This is a genomic window from Sulfitobacter sp. 1A12157, assembly GCF_043557345.1.
Taxonomy (GTDB): Bacteria; Pseudomonadota; Alphaproteobacteria; order Rhodobacterales; family Rhodobacteraceae; genus Sulfitobacter.
In genome coordinates this window covers 106739-122172 of record NZ_JBIFFV010000001.1, presented here as the reverse complement: position 1 = coordinate 122172, position 15434 = coordinate 106739, and the positions used below count along the sequence as shown (strand labels likewise).

Here is a 15434-nt window from a genome sequence, read left to right as displayed (position 1 = left end):
TGAGGCAGATGGCATGAACAGCGCCGACATTACTGCCGACGACCTGATCGCTCTCGTTCAAGGCTACAATCCGCGTACCAACGAACCCTTGATCCGCGCCGCTTTCGACTATGGGGCGCGGATGCATGAGGGGCAGTTTCGTCATTCCGGTGAGCCCTATTTCACCCATCCCGTCGCTGTCGCCGCGATCCTCACGGAGCAGCAGCTTGACGATGCGACGATCATCACCGCTCTTCTGCACGACACCATTGAAGACACCAAAGCGTCTTATGCCGAGGTGCAAAGCCTCTTTGGCGGCGAAGTGGCGGAATTGGTCGATGGTGTCACCAAGCTGACCAACCTTCAGCTGAACTCGACCGAGACCAAACAGGCCGAGAATTTCCGCAAGCTTTTCATGGCGATGTCCAAGGACTTGCGCGTCATCCTCGTCAAACTCGCCGACCGTTTGCACAACATGCGCACGATCAAATCCATGCGCCCGGACAAGCAGATCAAAAAGGCGCGGGAGACGATGGACATCTACGCGCCGTTGGCGGGCCGTATGGGCATGCAGTGGATGCGCGAAGAACTCGAAGACCTCGCCTTTCGGGTGCTCAACCCCGAGGCGCGCGCCTCCATCATTCGCCGTTTCATCACCCTGCAACGCGACACCGGCGATGTGATCCAGCGCATCACCGGCGACATGCGGGTGGAGTTGGAGAAGGCCGATATCGAAGCCGAGGTTTTTGGCCGGGCCAAGAAACCCTATTCGATCTGGCGCAAGATGGAGGAGAAGGAGCAAAGCTTCTCGCGCCTGTCCGACATCTACGGCTTTCGGGTCATCACCGCCTCTGAGGAAGACTGCTACCGCACCCTCGGGGCGATTCACCGCCGCTGGCGGGCGGTGCCGGGGCGGTTTAAGGATTACATCAGCCAGCCCAAGACCAACGGCTATCGCAGCATTCACACCACCGTTTCAGGCCGCGACGGCAAGCGGGTCGAGGTGCAGATCCGTACCCGCCAGATGCATGATGTGGCCGAGACCGGCGTCGCCGCGCATTGGTCCTACCGCGACGGTGTGCGCAGCCGAAACCCCTTTGCCGTCGATCCCGCCAAGTGGATCAGCCAGCTGACCGAGCAGTTCGACGCCGAGACCGATCACGAAGATTTCCTCGAAGCGGTAAAGCTTGAGATGTACGCCGATCAGGTCTTTTGCTTCACGCCCAAAGGTGACGTGGTGAAACTGCCGCGCGGCGCCACGCCGATTGATTTCGCCTATGCGATCCACACCCGGATCGGCAATGCCTGTGTGGGGGCCAAGGTCGACGGGATGCGCGTGCCGCTTTGGACCCGGATCAAGAACGGCCAGTCGATTGAGATCACCACCGCGCAGGGTCAGACGCCGCAGGTGACATGGCTCGACATTGCCACCACGGGCAAGGCCAAGTCCGCGATCCGGCGGTCCCTGCGCGAGGTTGACCGCGAACGCTTTATCAAACTGGGCCGCGAATTGGCGCGCTCGGCCTTTGCGCAGGTTGGCAAAAAGGCCACCGATAAGGTGCTGCATACCGTGGCCAAGAACATGCGGCTCAATGGCCCCGACGAGGTGCTTGCGCGGCTTGGCAGTTCCGAACTCACGGGCCGCGAAGTGGTGGAATGCGTCTATCCCGACCTTGCCCCGCAAAAGGGCGAACAGATCGACGTGCGCCGCGCGGTCGTCGGGCTTGAGCCGGGGCAGAGCTTTGACCGCGCCCCCTGCTGCACCCCGCTGCCCGGTGAGCGGATCGTCGGCATCACCTTCCGCGGCAAGGGCGTGACCGTTCATTCGATCGACTGCGACCGCCTGTCGGAATACGAAGACCAGCCCGAACGCTGGCTCGATCTGCGTTGGCACGATGGCAGCCACCCGGCGGTCTATACCTGCGCCTTGGACATCACCATCGGCAATGGCGCGGGCGTACTTGGGCGGGTCTGCACCTTGATCGGCGAAGCCTCGGCCAATATTTCGGATCTTGAGTTTGTGGAGCGCAAGCCTGACTTTTACCGGCTGGTGGTCTATGTGGATCTCAGAGACGTAAGTCACCTGCATTCGCTGATGTCCACGCTCGAAGCCGAGAGTGAGGTCGCCGATGTCAGCAGGCACCGCAATATGAGCATGGGAAAGACCGCCTGACCCTGCGCAGACGAAACGCCGATACTGGACCTGAGACTTGATTTTCAAACGCCGCGATCCGAAACCGACCCTGCGCGCGCTGGCCGAGTTTCTGTGGCCGCGCGGCGGTTGGACGCGTGCGTTTCACTATGTCAAACACCGGATGCGGCGGCTGCCCGACAGCCCCGAGCGCATTGCGCGCGGCATCTGGGCCGGGGTCTTTACCACCTTCACGCCCTTCTACGGCCTGCACTTCATCGTGGCCGCGCTGATCGCGCGGGTGATGCGCGGCAATATTCTTGCCGCGCTGATGGCCACCTTTTTTGGCAACCCGCTGACCTATGTGCCCATTGGCATCGCGGCCCTGCAAACCGGGCATTGGATCCTCGGCGCGCCCGTGGCACCGACGGCGCACCGCTCGTTCGGGGGGAAGTTTCTCGACGCCGGGCGCGATCTGCAAGAGAATTTCGTCGCGATCTTTACCGATACCCAGATGGATTGGACCGGGCTGACGGTGTTTTTCCATCAGGTCTTTTATCCCTATCTGATCGGGGGCATCCTGCCGGGAATAATCTGCGCCTCCATCGCCTATTACATCTCGGTCCCGGTGCTGCGCGCCTATCAAAAGCGGCGGCGCGGCATGATCAAAGCCAAGTTCGAGGCGCTCAAACATAAGGCCGCGCAAAAGGCCGACGCCAAGCGCCACGCCGACTGATCCTGTCGCGCCATCAATTTTCGGGAAAAACCGCTTCCCCCTATGGGGTTGGCGAAAGTTCCGACCTATGGTCGGGGCAAGAGATGCAAGGGGAATCGAGATGGCGGATCAACCAAAGCTGAGATTGGGCGTGAATATTGACCATGTGGCAACTGTGCGCAACGCGCGGGGCGGCGCCTATCCCGACCCGCTGCGCGCGGCCAAGATCGCGGAAAAGGCCGGGGCCGATGGCATCACCGCGCATCTGCGCGAAGACCGGCGGCATATCTCCGACGCCGATATCGAAGGTTTGATGGAGGTGTTGTCGGTCCCGCTCAACTTCGAGATGGCCGCGACGGAGGAGATGCAAAAGATCGCCCTGCGCCACAAGCCCCACGCTGTCTGCATCGTGCCCGAAAAGCGCGAAGAGCGGACCACCGAGGGCGGGCTGGAAGTCGCGCGGGAGGAGAACAAGCTGGCCCATTTCATCGCGCCCCTGCGCGAGGCGGGCAGCCGGGTGTCGATCTTCATCGCAGCCGAGCGTGCACAGATCGAAGCCGCCAACCGCATCGGCGCAGAGGTGATCGAATTGCACACCGGCGCCTATTGCGATGCCTTCGCCGAGGGCCGTTGGGATGAGGCGGATGTCGAGCTTAACAAGCTGCGCGAAATGTCGCGTTTCGCCGCCTCTCTCGGGCTTGAGGTGCACGCGGGCCACGGGCTGACCTATGACACCGTCACTCCGATCGCCGCTTTCCCCGAGGTGCGTGAACTTAACATCGGGCATTTCCTGATCGGAGAGGCGATCTTTCTCGGGTTGGAACCCGCGATTTCCGAGATGCGCCGCCTGATGGATGAGGCCCGCGAGGGCTGAGCGCGGCCCCCGCCGGTGGCGGAAAATCTCTCAAAGGGTGCCTCCCTCTGGACCTAAAGCGGCTTTGACTGCGTTGGGCCGCCAGACTGGTTAACAAACCTAAGGAGGCACCAATGAGCGACCATATCGACACACTGAAGAAACTGCACACCCGCCTGATCGACAGCCGCGACGGCTATCGTGAATCCCGCAAGCAGGTTTCGGATGAGGCGGCTTTCGTCGGCTTCTTCGACCAGCGCATCGCGGAACGCGAGAAGTTCCATACAGAATTGCACCGCCAGCTTGGCGCCGATGGCGTCGATGTCTCGGAAGAAGGCTCCGCCGCCGCAGCAGCCCACCGTGGATGGCTGAAACTGCGCGACGCGGTGACCGGGGATGACGAGGCGGTCTATGACGAGATCGTCAATGGCGAATCCGCTCTGGTCGAAAACTACGACGACGCGATCAAAGCCACGGCTGGCCGCCCCGGCTATGAGTTCCTGACCGAACAGCGCGCCGCCGTTCAGCGCGCCATCGACGAGGCGAAAGCCCAGAAGGCCCGCCACGCCGCAGCCTAAGCGCCGCGCTTTGCCGCGCGTTTGAACGCCGTCCCGCCTCAGCGGGGCGGCGTTTTCGCGTTGGATTGCCGCTTTTCCTCGCTTACGCCGCGTGATCTACTGTGGGCAAAGGGCCATCGGCCCCGTCTCGCGGCAAGAATGGCACTCAATGATCCTCGGCATCGGTACTGATCTGGCAAATATCGAGCGTATCCAAGCCACGCTCGATCGTTTCGGCGACCGGTTTCGCAATCGGGTGTTCACCGAGGTCGAGCAACGCAAGGCCGAGCGGCGGCGCGATGTGGCGGGCACCTATGCCAAACGCTGGGCCGCGAAAGAGGCCTGCTCAAAGGCGCTTGGCACCGGGCTGCGCATGGGCATTGCATGGCGCGACATGGCGGTCAGCAATCTGCGCACCGGCCAACCCGTGATGGAGGTGACCGGTTGGGCCGCCGACCGTCTCGCCGCGATGACCCCGCCGGGGCATGAGGCGATCATCCATGTCACCCTGACCGACGATCACCCTTGGGCGCAGGCTTTCGTGGTGATCGAAGCGCGCCCTCTTGCCGATCCGGTCCGTTAGGGTGGCCTGCGCCGCCGTTTCGCGTCATATGCACGCGGTGCAGGCCGATCCGGCCCCGCGTCACTTGACTTGGCCCGCACGGCCCCGCATGTAACCCCAAATCGATATGTCAGGAGCGCCGCATGGCTGCTAAGGAAAAAACCGGCAACGCCTTTGTCGAAACCATCAAGACAATCTTCTGGGCGCTGCTGATCGCCGGTGTCTTTCGGACCCTGTTCTTCCAGCCCTTCTGGATCCCCTCCGGCTCCATGAAAGAGACGCTGCTGATCGGTGATTTCCTCTTCGTGAACAAGATGGCCTACGGCTATTCCTATGCCTCATGCCCCAGCCTGATGCTGCCCGGTGTCGGGATCGAGATTGACGCCAAGGATGTCTGCGGTGTCTTTGATGGCGATAACGAGCGTCTTTTCGGCTCTGAGCCAGAGCGCGGCGATGTGGTGGTCTTCCGTCACCCTGTCTCGGGCCGCGACTATATCAAGCGCCTGATTGGCCTGCCGGGGGACAAAGTGCAGATCAAAAACGGTGTCATCAGCCTGAACGGCACCCCGGTTAAGGTCGAAGATGCGGGCACTTTCGAAGAGGTCATGGCCCCGCAAGGCCCGCAACAACTGCGCCCGCGCTGTGAGAACGGCCCCGTGGGCCAGGGGGCGGCCTGCGTGAAAAGCCGCCAGATTGAAACCCTGCCCAATGGCGTGTCCTACCCGACCCTGAACATCACCAATCAGCAGTCGGACAACACGGGCGTCTACACCGTGCCCGAGGGGCATTACTTCTTCATGGGCGACAACCGCGACAACTCTGCCGACAGCCGCTTGGCGCAGCGCGCCGGGGGTGTGGGTTTCGTGCCCTTTGAAAACCTCATTGGCCGCGCGGATCGCATCATGTTCAGCTCTGCCGGGCGTTCGATGCTGTTCTTCTGGACATGGCGCGGCGATCGCTTCTTCGAAGCAGTCAGATGAAACTGAGCGGAGACCTCAAAGCCTTCGAGACACGGATTGGCCACCATTTTGCCAAGCCGGAGCTGCTGGTGCGCGCGGTGACCCATGCCTCCATGTCCTCGGCCAACCGCGACGACAACCAGCGGTTGGAGTTTCTGGGCGACCGGGTGCTGGGGCTCGTCATGGCCGAAGCGCTGCTGGCGCTTGATCCCGGTGCCACCGAGGGGCAGTTGGCCCCGCGTTTCAACGCATTGGTGCGCAAGGAAACCTGCGCCGATGTGGCGCGTGAGATTGATCTGGGCAAGGTGCTCAAGCTCGGTCGGTCTGAGATGATCTCGGGCGGGCGGCGCAAGCAGGCGCTTCTGGGCGACGCCATCGAGGCGGTGATCGCGGCGGTCTACCTCGACGGGGGCTTCGAGGCGGCCAAGGAACTGGTGTTGCGGCTTTGGGGCGACCGGCTGAAGACCGTTAAGGAAGATGCGCGCGACGCCAAGACCGCTTTGCAGGAATGGGCGCAGGCGCGCGGGCTGAACCCGCCGCGCTACGTGCAGACCGGCCGCAGCGGGCCGGATCACGCGCCTGTCTTTACCATTACCGCGCGGCTGGACAACGGGGCCGAGGCGGCCGCCACCGCGCCCTCGAAACGCGCCGCCGAACAGGCCGCCGCCAGCACGCTGCTGCGGCAATTGGAGAGCAACACATGACCACCCGTGCCGGATTCGTCGCCCTGATCGGAGAGCCCAACGCGGGCAAATCCACCCTGCTGAACCGCATGGTCGGGGCCAAGGTCTCGATCGTGACGCATAAGGTGCAGACCACCCGCGCCCGCATTCGCGGCGTGGCGATGGAGGGCAATGCGCAATTGGTCTTCGTCGACACGCCGGGCCTCTTCCAGCCCCGCCGCCGTCTGGACCGCGCCATGGTCGCCGCCGCCTGGGGTGGCGCGGCGGATGCCGATGTGATCGTGCTGCTGATCGAGGCGCACCGCGGCGTGACCGAAGGCGTGGAACGCATCCTCGAAGAGCTTGGCAACATCGCCAAGGGCCGCCGGGTGGCGCTGGCGATCAACAAGATCGACCGGGTCGAGGCGCCGGTGCTGTTGGGGCTGGCCGAGAAGATGAACCAGCGGTTTGAGTTTGCCGAGACCTTCATGATCTCCGCCGAGCGCGGTCATGGCACCGACACGCTGCGCGAATGGCTGGCGGGCGAGGTGCCGGAAGGCCCGTGGCTCTATCCCGAAGACCAGATCGCCGACCTGCCGATGCGCAACATCGCCGCCGAGATCACGCGCGAGAAGCTGACCCTGCGCCTGCATCAGGAACTGCCCTACCAGCTCACGGTCGAAACCGAGAACTGGGAAGAGCGCAAGGACGGCTCCGCCCGGATCGACCAGTTGGTCTATGTCGTGCGCGACGGCCACAAGGGCATCGTGCTGGGCAACCGCGGCGAGACCATCAAGGCCGTGGGCAAGGCCGCGCGCGAGGAGCTTGAAGAGTTCCTTGGCCGCAAGGTGCATCTGTTTTTGCAAGTGAAGGTCCGCGCCAACTGGCTGGAAGAGGCCGAGCGCTATTCCGAGATGGGCCTGGATTTCAAAGATGGCAATGACTGACGCCAAAGGTCTGCCATGGCCCGCCTGACTGCGCGCTTCTGGGTCGATGCCTATCTCGCGCGGCTCAGGTTGCAGGACATCCCCGCCTTCGTTGTCGCGCATGGCGATGACACCGGCGGCGCGGTGCTGGTGAAACTCTCCACCCTCAATGGCCGCGCGGTGCTGTTCCAGCGGTCTTTCGATTTGATGAGCGGCGCGCGCCGTTGGGTCGAATTGGCCGCGGGTGACGAGGGTGAGGTCGATGCCACGGTCACCCGCCAACGCAGCTTCGACCCGGACCTCTGGGTGATCGAGGTCGAGGACCGTCAGGGCCGGCACCTTCTGGACGAGCCGGGGTTCGCCTGATGGAATGGCGCGATCAGGGCATCCTGCTGAGCGCGCGGCGACATGGCGAGACCTCTGCCATCATCGAGGTTTTCACCCCCGCTCAGGGACGCCACGCGGGCGTCGTCCGTGGCGGCACCAGCCGCAAGATCGCCCCCAGCCTACAACCTGGTGCGCAGCTTGACGTGGCGTGGCGCGCGCGGCTGGAGGACCACATCGGCGCCTTCACCGTCGAGCCTTTGCGCAGCCGTGCCGCCGTGGCGATGCAGGACCGTCTGGCGCTGGCGGGGCTGAATGCGGTCACCGCGCTCTTGGCCTTTTGCCTGCCCGAACGCGAGCCTCATCCGGCGCTTTACCAGCGGACCGAGGCGCTGCTGGATATGTTGGGGCAGGGCGATGTCTGGCCGCTGGCCTACCTCAAGTGGGAACTGCGGTTGCTGGAGGAAATGGGCTATGCGCTCGACCTCGATGCCTGTGCGGTGACAGGGGCGACCGAGGGGCTGATCTATGTCTCCCCCAAGACCGGGCGCGCAGTCTCGGCCAAGGGGGCGGGGGAGTGGGCGGACCGGCTTTTGCCTTTGCCGCCTGTGCTGCGCGGCGGCGCGGGCAATGATGCTGAGGTGGCGCAGGGGCTGCGGACGACGGGGCATTTCCTGACCGTGCATCTGGCGCGGGACTTGGGCGGCAAACCCCTGCCGGAAGCCCGCGCACGCTTTGTCGATGCCTTTAGTCGGCGGCTTTGAAAACCAGACGTTCGCCGCTGTCGTCCGATAGGATCATCGTGTCGCCCAGCACGTCTGAAATGGTCACCTCTGTCAGCGCATCCAAGAACGCCGTCTCGCCCGCAAGGTCGGGGCAAGCGCGGCGGGTGACGGCGATATGGCCTGTGTCGAACCACGGGTAGGGCACCGTCATCGCGGCGCTATAGGCGTTGCAGGGGGCCTGCCCGGCGATCTTGCCGGTCTCTGGGAAGGTCAGGGTCGCGCGGGCGTCGAAGGGCTCGCCGTCCAACTCCACCAGATGCCAAGTCTTGTCGCCCGCGCCATAGGCGCGGACGGTTTCATCGCCTTGGCATTGCGGCAGGGCGCTGAGGGCGGCGAGGATCAGAAAGCTGCGCATGGGCTGTCCTTTGGAGTGAAGCGCCGCCTATGTCCCTGACATCCGCGGCGCTTGCAACCCCGGCAGATCAGCCCAGAAGGCGGCGGGCGATAACCTGCGCCTGAATCTCGGCGGCACCCTCAAAAATGTTGAGGATTCGCGCGTCGCAAAGCACTCGGCTGATCTTGTACTCCAGAGCAAAACCGTTGCCGCCGTGGATCTGCAAGCCATTGTCGGCTGCCGCCCATGCGACCCGCGCGCCGAGCAGTTTGGCCATGCCCGCCTCTACGTCGCAGCGGCGCCCGGCGTCCTTCTCAAACGCGCTGTAATAGGTCAACTGCCGCGCCACCATCAGCTCCACCGCCATCATCGCCAGTTTGCCCGAGACGCGGGGGAAGTTGATCAGCGATTTGCCGAATTGCTTGCGGTCTTGGGCGTATTGCATCGAGATATCCAGCGCCGATTGTGCCACGCCGATGGCGCGGGCGGCGGTCTGGATGCGGGCGCTCTCGAAGGTCTCCATCAGCTGTTTAAAGCCGCGCCCCTCTTCGCCGCCGAGGAGGTTCTCGCCCTTCACCTCAAAACCGTCGAAGCCAAGCTCGTATTCCTTCATCCCGCGGTAGCCCAGTACCTCGATCTCACCGCCGGTCATGCCGGGCGTGGGGAAGGGATTGGCATCATCGCCGGGCGTTTTCTCGGCGAGGAACATCGACAACCCACGGTGGTCTGTCGTCTCCGGGTCCGTCCGCGCCAGCAGGGTCATCACATGGGTCCGTGCGGCATGGGTGATCCATGTCTTGTTGCCGGTCACCTTGTAATCATCCCCGTCCTTAACCGCGCGGGTGCGCAGGCTGCCGAGGTCGGAGCCGGTGTTCGGCTCGGTAAAGACCGCCGTGGGCAGGGTTTCGGCGCTGGCGATGCGGGGCAGCCATTTCTCTTTCTGCGCCTCGGTGCCGCCGCAGAGGATAAGTTCGGCGGCAATTTCCGAGCGGGTGCCGAGCGAGCCGACTCCGATATAGCCGCGCGACAGTTCTTCGCTGACTACGCACATCGAGGCTTTGGTCAGGCCCAGACCGCCGTATTCTTCGGGGATGGTCAGGCCGAAGACGCCCATCTCGGCCAGTTCCTCGATCACCTCCATCGGGATCAACTCATCCTTGAGGTGCCAATCATGGGCGTGCGGCTCGACCTTTTCGACCGCGTAGCGGCGGAACTGGTCGCGGATCATCTCAAGCTCTTCATCCAGACCGCTGACGCCAAAGGTCACATCGGCGCTGCGTTCCTGCATCAGTTCGACCAGACGGCTGCGCGCGGCTTGGGTGTTGCCCGCGCGGGTCAGGCTGCTGATCGCAGGGCTGTCGAGTGCCGCCTCATCCTCGGCATTCAGCCCCAGATCTTGCAGGCGCAGCATCTCCCCTTGGTTCATCTGGATGCCGCCGCAGATTTGGCAGAGGTATTCGCCAAAGGCGATCTGGTGCAGCAGTTGCTCCACCTCACCAAAACGCCCCTCGGCTTGCAGCCGTTCGGCCCAAAGCTGCATCTGCCGAAGGGCTTGGACATAGGTGGCGAGCCAAGCAAGCCCGTGGGCGGCGGTCTGATTGGCCTCAATCAGTTTGGCCGAGACGCGACCGCTGTCGCTCACCTGCGCACGGACGGCGGCGGTGGCGGTTTCGAGCAACTGGTCGAGCGGCGGCAAGGCCGCGCCGGTCTGCCCGATCAGATCGTCGAGAATTACGCGATGCATCGTCATGTCCTGACCGTCATGTGCCATGGGCTGTCCTTTCTTGCTTGGGATAGGCATAGCCCTTTCGCAGTCGCAGCACAACAAAGATACGTTTTGCTGCGGCGTTTTGTTCTAATCTTGCGCAGTCGTTTTTCGCGTGCGGCCCCGGAGGAGGGTGCTATGTAACGGTATGAACAGTATTTTCCCCTTTCTCACCCCATTCGAATTTTATGCTGCACTTGCAATCGGTCTTTGCGGCGGCTTCGTCAAAGGCGTGGTAGGCTTTGCCCTGCCATTGGTGCTGATTTCCGGTCTCACGACCTTCATGGCGCCCGATCTGGCCTTGGCCGGGCTGATTCTGCCTACGGTGCTGGCCAATGCCTTCCAAGCGCTGCGGCAGGGGCCGCAGGCCGCGTTGCGGTCGATCAAACTGTTCTGGGTGTTTCTGCTCTGCGGTGGCGTGATGCTGGTGCTGTCGGCCCAGATGGTGCGGCTGGTGCCAGCGACGGTGATGCTGCTGATGATCGGCGTGCCGGTGGTGCTCTTTGCGCTGCTGCAACTGTCGAAACATCAGTTCCATCTGGCGCAGCGGTCGACGAAGGTCGAGGCGCTGGTTGGCGGATTTGCCGGGGCCGTCGGGGGGATTTCCGGCATCTGGGGGCCGCCCACGGTGGCCTATCTCACCGCGCTCGGGACCGCGAAACATGACCAGATGCGGATCCAAGGAGTGATCTACGGGCTGGGCGCGGTGGCGCTGCTCGTCGCGCATATCGGCTCGGGCGTTCTGAACGCGCAGACCTGGCCCTTCTCGGCGCTGTTGATTCTGCCGGTGATGCTGGGCGTTTGGCTCGGCAGCAAGGTGATGGATCGGGTCGATCCGGTGCTGTTTCGCAAGATGACTTTGGTGGTCTTGATGGTGGCGGGGTTGAACCTGATCCGGCGGGCGATTTTTTAATCGGTTGAAGTTGCCCCCCGGGCCGGAAACAAGTCGCAGGCGCCGGGCCATCGCCTGCCTGCGGGCAGGAGATGACCCTCAGGAAACGATCGCAAAGCATCGTATGCAGCTAGGCGCTAGCAGTGTCCGATTTTGAGTAGGGTGAATTTGCGCTCTCATCGCTTCTGCGAAGCGACTGCCGCGCGACGCCTTTTGCTTTGCAAAAGGCTTGGTGGAGCCTAGCGGGATCGAACCGCTGACTCAGAGTAGCCGCGCAGCGGATGCGCGTCAGTCAGCCCATCTATCGGGCGAAGCATATCAAGATTCGAAGCAGTGGATGATGGTGGAGCCTAGCGGGATCGAACCGCTGACCTCCTGCATGCCATGCAGGCGCTCTCCCAGCTGAGCTAAGGCCCCATCGTGGATCGTGATCGTGTGATCCGGGTCGTTCTGTGGCGCTGTCTAGGCGCTGGCGGAGGCGGGATCAAGCGGAAAATTGACCCCGCCGCCGATTAATTAATCTTCGTCGTCCGACGCCACATCGGCGAGGTCGTCGAGCGGTACTGTATCGTCATCATCGTCGTCATCGTCGAGGATGTCGTCGTCCAGATCCACGTCGACCGCGTCATCGTCATCGACCAAGGATTCCTCATCAACCTTGTCGCCCTTCTTGGCTTTGGCTGTGACCGCATCCTCGGCGTCCGCCGCGATCATGCGCGACTTGGCGTTGTCGACCTCGACCTCTTCGCCCGTGTAGGGGCTGATGATCGGATTCTTGTTGAGGTCATAGAAGCGCTTGCCCGTAGTGGGGCACAGGCGCTTGGTTCCCCATTCTTCGTTGGGCATGAAACACCCCTTTATAATATTGCTGTTGCGTGTAGATGATTCCGGCCAAGTGCCATATGAGGGGGGCACTGTCAAAGGCTTTGGCCTCTATCTAGGGACGTTGCTCCGGTAATGAAAGACCCTGTGCTGCCCGGCAACCCGCCGATTCCGCTGATCCTGCGCCGTTCGGCGCGCGCGCGGCGCATCTCGCTGCGCATCTCGCAATTGGACGGGCGGGTAACTCTGACGATGCCGAAACGGCTGGCGGAGCGTGAGGCGCTGGCCTTTGCCGAAAGCAAACAGGACTGGATTCGCCAACACCTCGCCGCGCGGGGCGAGGATGTGATCGTGGCCCCCGGCGCAGAGCTTCCGGTGGGCGGCAAGCTGCTGCGCGTGCGCGGCGGGCAGGGGAGGGGCGTGCGGATCGGCCCCGAAGAGATCCTCGTGCCCGGCCCCGAGGAAAGCTTGGGCAAACGTCTGGCGGCGCATCTGCGCGAAGTGGCGCGCGACCGCCTCGCCGGGGCTTGTGACGACTATGCCGCGCTGCTGGGCAAGTCCTATGCCCGCATCACCCTGCGCGATACGCGCTCTCGCTGGGGGTCTTGTTCAAGCGACGGGGCGCTGATGTTCTCTTGGCGGCTGATCATGACCCCGCCCGAGGTGCTGGACTATGTCGCCGCCCATGAGGTCGCGCATCTGGCGCAGATGAACCATTCCCCCGCCTTCTGGGCCGAGGTCACGCGGATCTACGGCGATTATCAGGCGCCGCGCCAATGGCTGCGCGACCACGGCGGCGGGCTGCACCGCTATCGTTTCTAAGCCAGCGTGGCGAAACGCGCCTTCAGCAGCGCTTCGGCATATTCATCCTCGGCCGTGCTGTCATGCACCACGCCGCCGCCCACGTTCAGCCGCAGCCGCCCCTCCGGGTAACAGGTCGCCGTGCGGATCGCCACGTTGAACTGCATCGCACCCGTGGGGGCGATCCAGCCCACTGCCCCGCAATAGGCATCGCGCGGGGCCGGTTCCAAAGCGCGCAGGATCTGCATCGCGCGTATCTTGGGGGCTCCGGTGATCGAGCCGCAGGGAAACAGAGCGTGAAAGAGGTCGGTCAGCCGCTTGCCGGGCAAGACCTGCGCCGTGATGCGCGAGGTCATCTGATGCAGGGTCTCATAGGTCTCGATCTCGAACAGTTTCGGCACCTTGACACTGCCCACCTCGGCGATCCGGCTGATGTCGTTGCGCAAAAGGTCCACGATCATCAGGTTCTCGGCCATGTTCTTTTCCGAAACCGCAAGGTCGCCGCGCAGCTTCGCGTCCTCCGCAGCATCCCGCCCACGCCGCGCCGTGCCCTTCATCGGACGGGCGGTGAGCTGCCCCTCGGCAGTGAGCGCAAAGAACAGCTCCGGCGAGCGTGACAGCAGCACAGGCCCGCCAAGATCGACGAAAGCGCCATGTGCCACGCTTTGCCGCTGGCGCAGTCGGGCATAAAGTGCGGCGGGCGTCCCGGTATAGCGCCCCTCCATCCCGAAGGTGAGATTGGCCTGATAGATGTCCCCGGCGCTGATGAAGTCCTGCACCTCAGTAAAAGCGGCCTGATACTGCGCAAAATCCCAATCCGGCGTGAGGTCCGACAGGCTGGCATCACCCGCCTCTTCGGCAAAGCCATAAGCCTCGGGCGCATCAAAAACGCCGAAGCGCAGCAGGGGCAGCCCGCGCGCCGCAGGCATTAACTCGTGCAGCTTGTGCGATCCAAGATAGCCCAACTCGTAACTCGCATAGCCCGCCAACCACGCGCCGCTTTCCTGCGCCGCTTCAAGTGCCGCAAAGGCGGCAGGCACCTCAGCCGGGGTCTCGGCACTGATGATCCGCCGCGGCGCGGTGAAGGCCGTGCCGTGCCCCAGCGGGCCAGTGTCGAAAAGAACGCGAGCGGCAGTCATGGCGGGCCTTAAAAGTCCGCAGGCACGCGCATATCGCGCAGGGGCCGCACGATATCGATGGATTCTTGGTAGATCGGATGCGCCTTATAGGCGGCCAGTGCCTTGGCATCCGGGAATTCGGCATAGACAACCACATCCACATCCCCCGACAGCGCATCGACACGGGTGTTCTCGCAGATCTCGAAAGTCGTCGAATGCGGAATGTCGGCCAGTTTCCAAAGCCCCGCCACGATCGTCGGAATGTCCTTGGGGTCTTTGGCCGAGAAAAAGACCACATGACGGATGAAGTTTCGTTTGGTCACGGGCGCGTCTCCTTATGGCAGTTTGACCTCCGATAAATCGCCGCAGAGCCCGGGACAACGGGTGATCGCATCTTGGCTGCAAAATGCCGCGCTTGACGGGTGGCTCCTTTGTGATCACAACCGCATCATGAACCTGACCCCGCGCCCTGTCGAGGCCACGCCGCTGGCCCATGATCGTGTCTACCGCCGCCTGCGCGCGCGGATCATGCATGGCGATCTGCCGCCCGGCCACGCGCTGACCCTGCGCGGCATCGGCAAGGAATATGAAGTCTCGATGACCCCGGCCCGCGAAGCGGTGCGGCGGCTGGCGGCAGAGGGGGCGCTGACCATGTCGACCTCCGGACGCATCTCCACCCCCGAACTTAGCAACGAGCGGATCGAGGAACTGGCCGCCCTCCGCGCACTCTTGGAGGTCGAGCTTGCCTCTCGCGCCCTGCCGCGCGCCCATATGGCGCTGATCGAGCGGATGCAGACGATCAACACCAATATCGCCGAGGCCGTGGCCCACCGCGATGCCGTCAGCTACATCCGCACCAATCTCGAATTTCACCGCACGCTCTACCTGCGCGCCCAAGCGCCGGCCATGCTCGCCATGGCGGAAACGGTCTGGCTGCAACTCGGCCCCACCATGCGCGCGCTCTATGGCCGCCTGCGCCGGACCGAGCCGCCGCATTTCCACCGCCTGATTATCGCCGCCCTGCGCGCGGGCGATGAGCCGGGGCTGCGGCTGGCAGTGCGTTCGGATGTGACCCAAGGGCTGCGCATGCTGGCCAGCTGATCCTGCCCATGGCTTGACAGCCGTGCCGCAGCGGCGCATCAAAGGCATATGGAAAAGACCAGCTTCACATCTGTCTATTACCCCCGCTCCTGAGCGGCGCGGCACCCATTCCCATATCCACAAGCCGCCACAGCGCGGCTTATCCTGT

General features: G+C 63.5%; 18 protein-coding genes and 1 tRNA gene. 13 read left to right on the top strand and 6 right to left on the bottom strand.

Annotated features, from left to right (window positions below; translation table 11 throughout):
- Positions 1-13 precede the first annotated feature (13 nt).
- The 10 genes from ACGYLC_RS00700 to recO all read left to right on the top strand — a co-directional run bounded on the left by ACGYLC_RS00700 (position 14) and on the right by recO (position 8432).
- Complete coding sequence (locus ACGYLC_RS00700) at positions 14-2152, top strand: RelA/SpoT family protein (RefSeq protein WP_394403358.1); 2139 nt, start codon at positions 14-16, stop codon at positions 2150-2152.
- Positions 2153-2189: 37 nt separating this feature from the next.
- Entirely contained in the window at positions 2190-2846 is a 657-nt protein-coding gene (locus ACGYLC_RS00695) for a DUF2062 domain-containing protein (protein WP_394421052.1), read from the top strand.
- Positions 2847-2946: 100 nt separating this feature from the next.
- Complete coding sequence (locus ACGYLC_RS00690; protein WP_394421050.1) at positions 2947-3699, top strand: pyridoxine 5'-phosphate synthase; 753 nt, start codon at positions 2947-2949, stop codon at positions 3697-3699.
- Positions 3700-3812: 113 nt separating this feature from the next.
- Positions 3813-4256: a PA2169 family four-helix-bundle protein gene (locus ACGYLC_RS00685; protein ID WP_394403350.1), complete on the top strand. Its 444-nt coding sequence runs from the start codon at positions 3813-3815 to the stop codon at positions 4254-4256.
- A 148-nt stretch (positions 4257-4404) separates the two neighbouring features.
- Complete coding sequence (gene acpS, locus ACGYLC_RS00680; RefSeq protein WP_394421048.1) at positions 4405-4818, top strand: holo-ACP synthase; 414 nt, start codon at positions 4405-4407, stop codon at positions 4816-4818.
- A gap of 122 nt (positions 4819-4940) precedes the next feature.
- Positions 4941-5777, top strand: coding sequence for a signal peptidase I (gene lepB, locus ACGYLC_RS00675; protein ID WP_394421046.1), 837 nt, complete (start codon positions 4941-4943; stop codon positions 5775-5777).
- Complete coding sequence (rnc, locus tag ACGYLC_RS00670) at positions 5774-6460, top strand: ribonuclease III (protein ID WP_394421045.1); 687 nt, start codon at positions 5774-5776, stop codon at positions 6458-6460. Before lepB ends, rnc begins: the two co-directional genes overlap by 4 nt.
- Positions 6457-7365, top strand: a complete 909-nt coding sequence (gene era / locus ACGYLC_RS00665; RefSeq protein WP_394421043.1) for a GTPase Era — start codon at positions 6457-6459, stop codon at positions 7363-7365. The genes rnc and era overlap by 4 nt, the downstream gene beginning before the upstream one ends.
- A 15-nt stretch (positions 7366-7380) precedes the next feature.
- Positions 7381-7710, top strand: a complete 330-nt coding sequence (locus ACGYLC_RS00660) for a DUF1491 family protein (RefSeq protein WP_394421041.1) — start codon at positions 7381-7383, stop codon at positions 7708-7710.
- Positions 7710-8432: a DNA repair protein RecO gene (recO, locus tag ACGYLC_RS00655; protein WP_394421040.1), complete on the top strand. Its 723-nt coding sequence runs from the start codon at positions 7710-7712 to the stop codon at positions 8430-8432. The genes ACGYLC_RS00660 and recO overlap by 1 nt, the downstream gene beginning before the upstream one ends.
- Here recO and ACGYLC_RS00650 read toward each other — a convergent pair.
- Together ACGYLC_RS00650 and ACGYLC_RS00645 are read right to left on the bottom strand one after the other, a co-directional pair.
- Positions 8416-8808, bottom strand: a complete 393-nt coding sequence (locus ACGYLC_RS00650) for an META domain-containing protein (RefSeq protein WP_271692483.1) — start codon at positions 8806-8808, stop codon at positions 8416-8418. The genes recO and ACGYLC_RS00650 overlap by 17 nt on opposite strands.
- Positions 8809-8875: 67 nt before the next feature.
- Positions 8876-10558, bottom strand: coding sequence for an acyl-CoA dehydrogenase family protein (locus ACGYLC_RS00645; RefSeq protein ID WP_394421039.1), 1683 nt, complete (start codon positions 10556-10558; stop codon positions 8876-8878).
- A gap of 142 nt (positions 10559-10700) precedes the next feature.
- On the opposite strand from ACGYLC_RS00645, the gene ACGYLC_RS00640 reads away from it, so the two are divergent.
- On the top strand, positions 10701-11465 hold the full coding sequence (locus ACGYLC_RS00640; protein WP_271688395.1) for a sulfite exporter TauE/SafE family protein: 765 nt from the start codon (positions 10701-10703) through the stop codon (positions 11463-11465).
- Positions 11466-11785: 320 nt separating this feature from the next.
- Here the strand turns inward: ACGYLC_RS00640 and ACGYLC_RS00635 are convergent.
- Together ACGYLC_RS00635 and ACGYLC_RS00630 are read right to left on the bottom strand one after the other, a co-directional pair.
- A tRNA-Ala gene (locus tag ACGYLC_RS00635) sits at positions 11786-11861 on the bottom strand.
- Positions 11862-11960: 99 nt separating this feature from the next.
- Positions 11961-12290 (bottom strand): TIGR02300 family protein, encoded by a 330-nt coding sequence (locus ACGYLC_RS00630; RefSeq protein WP_394421037.1) that lies wholly within the window; start codon positions 12288-12290, stop codon positions 11961-11963.
- 111 nt (positions 12291-12401) lie between these two features.
- Between ACGYLC_RS00630 and ACGYLC_RS00625 the strand changes: the two genes are divergently transcribed.
- The gene (locus ACGYLC_RS00625; protein WP_394421035.1) at positions 12402-13088 is read left to right on the top strand and encodes a M48 family metallopeptidase; all 687 of its coding nucleotides are present in this window, start codon (positions 12402-12404) and stop codon (positions 13086-13088) included.
- On the opposite strand, the gene ACGYLC_RS00620 is transcribed toward ACGYLC_RS00625, so the two are convergent.
- Positions 13085-14206 (bottom strand): aminodeoxychorismate synthase component I, encoded by a 1122-nt coding sequence (locus ACGYLC_RS00620; RefSeq protein WP_394421033.1) that lies wholly within the window; start codon positions 14204-14206, stop codon positions 13085-13087. The genes ACGYLC_RS00625 and ACGYLC_RS00620 overlap by 4 nt on opposite strands.
- A gap of 8 nt (positions 14207-14214) precedes the next feature.
- Positions 14215-14508 (bottom strand): Dabb family protein, encoded by a 294-nt coding sequence (locus ACGYLC_RS00615; RefSeq protein ID WP_394421032.1) that lies wholly within the window; start codon positions 14506-14508, stop codon positions 14215-14217.
- A 127-nt stretch (positions 14509-14635) separates the two neighbouring features.
- Here ACGYLC_RS00615 and ACGYLC_RS00610 point away from each other — a divergent pair, with 127 nt between their 5' ends.
- The gene (locus ACGYLC_RS00610) at positions 14636-15286 is read left to right on the top strand and encodes a GntR family transcriptional regulator (protein WP_067264652.1); all 651 of its coding nucleotides are present in this window, start codon (positions 14636-14638) and stop codon (positions 15284-15286) included.
- Positions 15287-15434 lie beyond the last annotated feature (148 nt).

Bases quoted from the DNA above. Each gene is read 5' to 3' on its own strand.
- ACGYLC_RS00700 (WP_394403358.1), top strand. From the start codon at position 14: ATGAACAGCGCCGACATTACTGCCGACGACCTGATCGCTCTCGTTCAA.
- ACGYLC_RS00690 (WP_394421050.1), top strand. From the start codon at position 2,947: ATGGCGGATCAACCAAAGCTGAGATTGGGCGTGAATATTGACCATGTG.
- ACGYLC_RS00685 (WP_394403350.1), top strand. From the start codon at position 3,813: ATGAGCGACCATATCGACACACTGAAGAAACTGCACACCCGCCTGATC.
- acpS (WP_394421048.1), top strand. From the start codon at position 4,405: ATGATCCTCGGCATCGGTACTGATCTGGCAAATATCGAGCGTATCCAA.
- lepB (WP_394421046.1), top strand. From the start codon at position 4,941: ATGGCTGCTAAGGAAAAAACCGGCAACGCCTTTGTCGAAACCATCAAG.
- rnc (WP_394421045.1), top strand. From the start codon at position 5,774: ATGAAACTGAGCGGAGACCTCAAAGCCTTCGAGACACGGATTGGCCAC.
- era (WP_394421043.1), top strand. From the start codon at position 6,457: ATGACCACCCGTGCCGGATTCGTCGCCCTGATCGGAGAGCCCAACGCG.
- ACGYLC_RS00660 (WP_394421041.1), top strand. From the start codon at position 7,381: ATGGCCCGCCTGACTGCGCGCTTCTGGGTCGATGCCTATCTCGCGCGG.
- recO (WP_394421040.1), top strand. From the start codon at position 7,710: ATGGAATGGCGCGATCAGGGCATCCTGCTGAGCGCGCGGCGACATGGC.
- ACGYLC_RS00650 (WP_271692483.1), bottom strand. From the start codon at position 8,808: ATGCGCAGCTTTCTGATCCTCGCCGCCCTCAGCGCCCTGCCGCAATGC.
- ACGYLC_RS00645 (WP_394421039.1), bottom strand. From the start codon at position 10,558: ATGGCACATGACGGTCAGGACATGACGATGCATCGCGTAATTCTCGAC.
- ACGYLC_RS00640 (WP_271688395.1), top strand. From the start codon at position 10,701: ATGAACAGTATTTTCCCCTTTCTCACCCCATTCGAATTTTATGCTGCA.
- ACGYLC_RS00630 (WP_394421037.1), bottom strand. From the start codon at position 12,290: ATGCCCAACGAAGAATGGGGAACCAAGCGCCTGTGCCCCACTACGGGC.
- ACGYLC_RS00625 (WP_394421035.1), top strand. From the start codon at position 12,402: ATGAAAGACCCTGTGCTGCCCGGCAACCCGCCGATTCCGCTGATCCTG.
- ACGYLC_RS00620 (WP_394421033.1), bottom strand. From the start codon at position 14,206: ATGACTGCCGCTCGCGTTCTTTTCGACACTGGCCCGCTGGGGCACGGC.
- ACGYLC_RS00610 (WP_067264652.1), top strand. From the start codon at position 14,636: ATGAACCTGACCCCGCGCCCTGTCGAGGCCACGCCGCTGGCCCATGAT.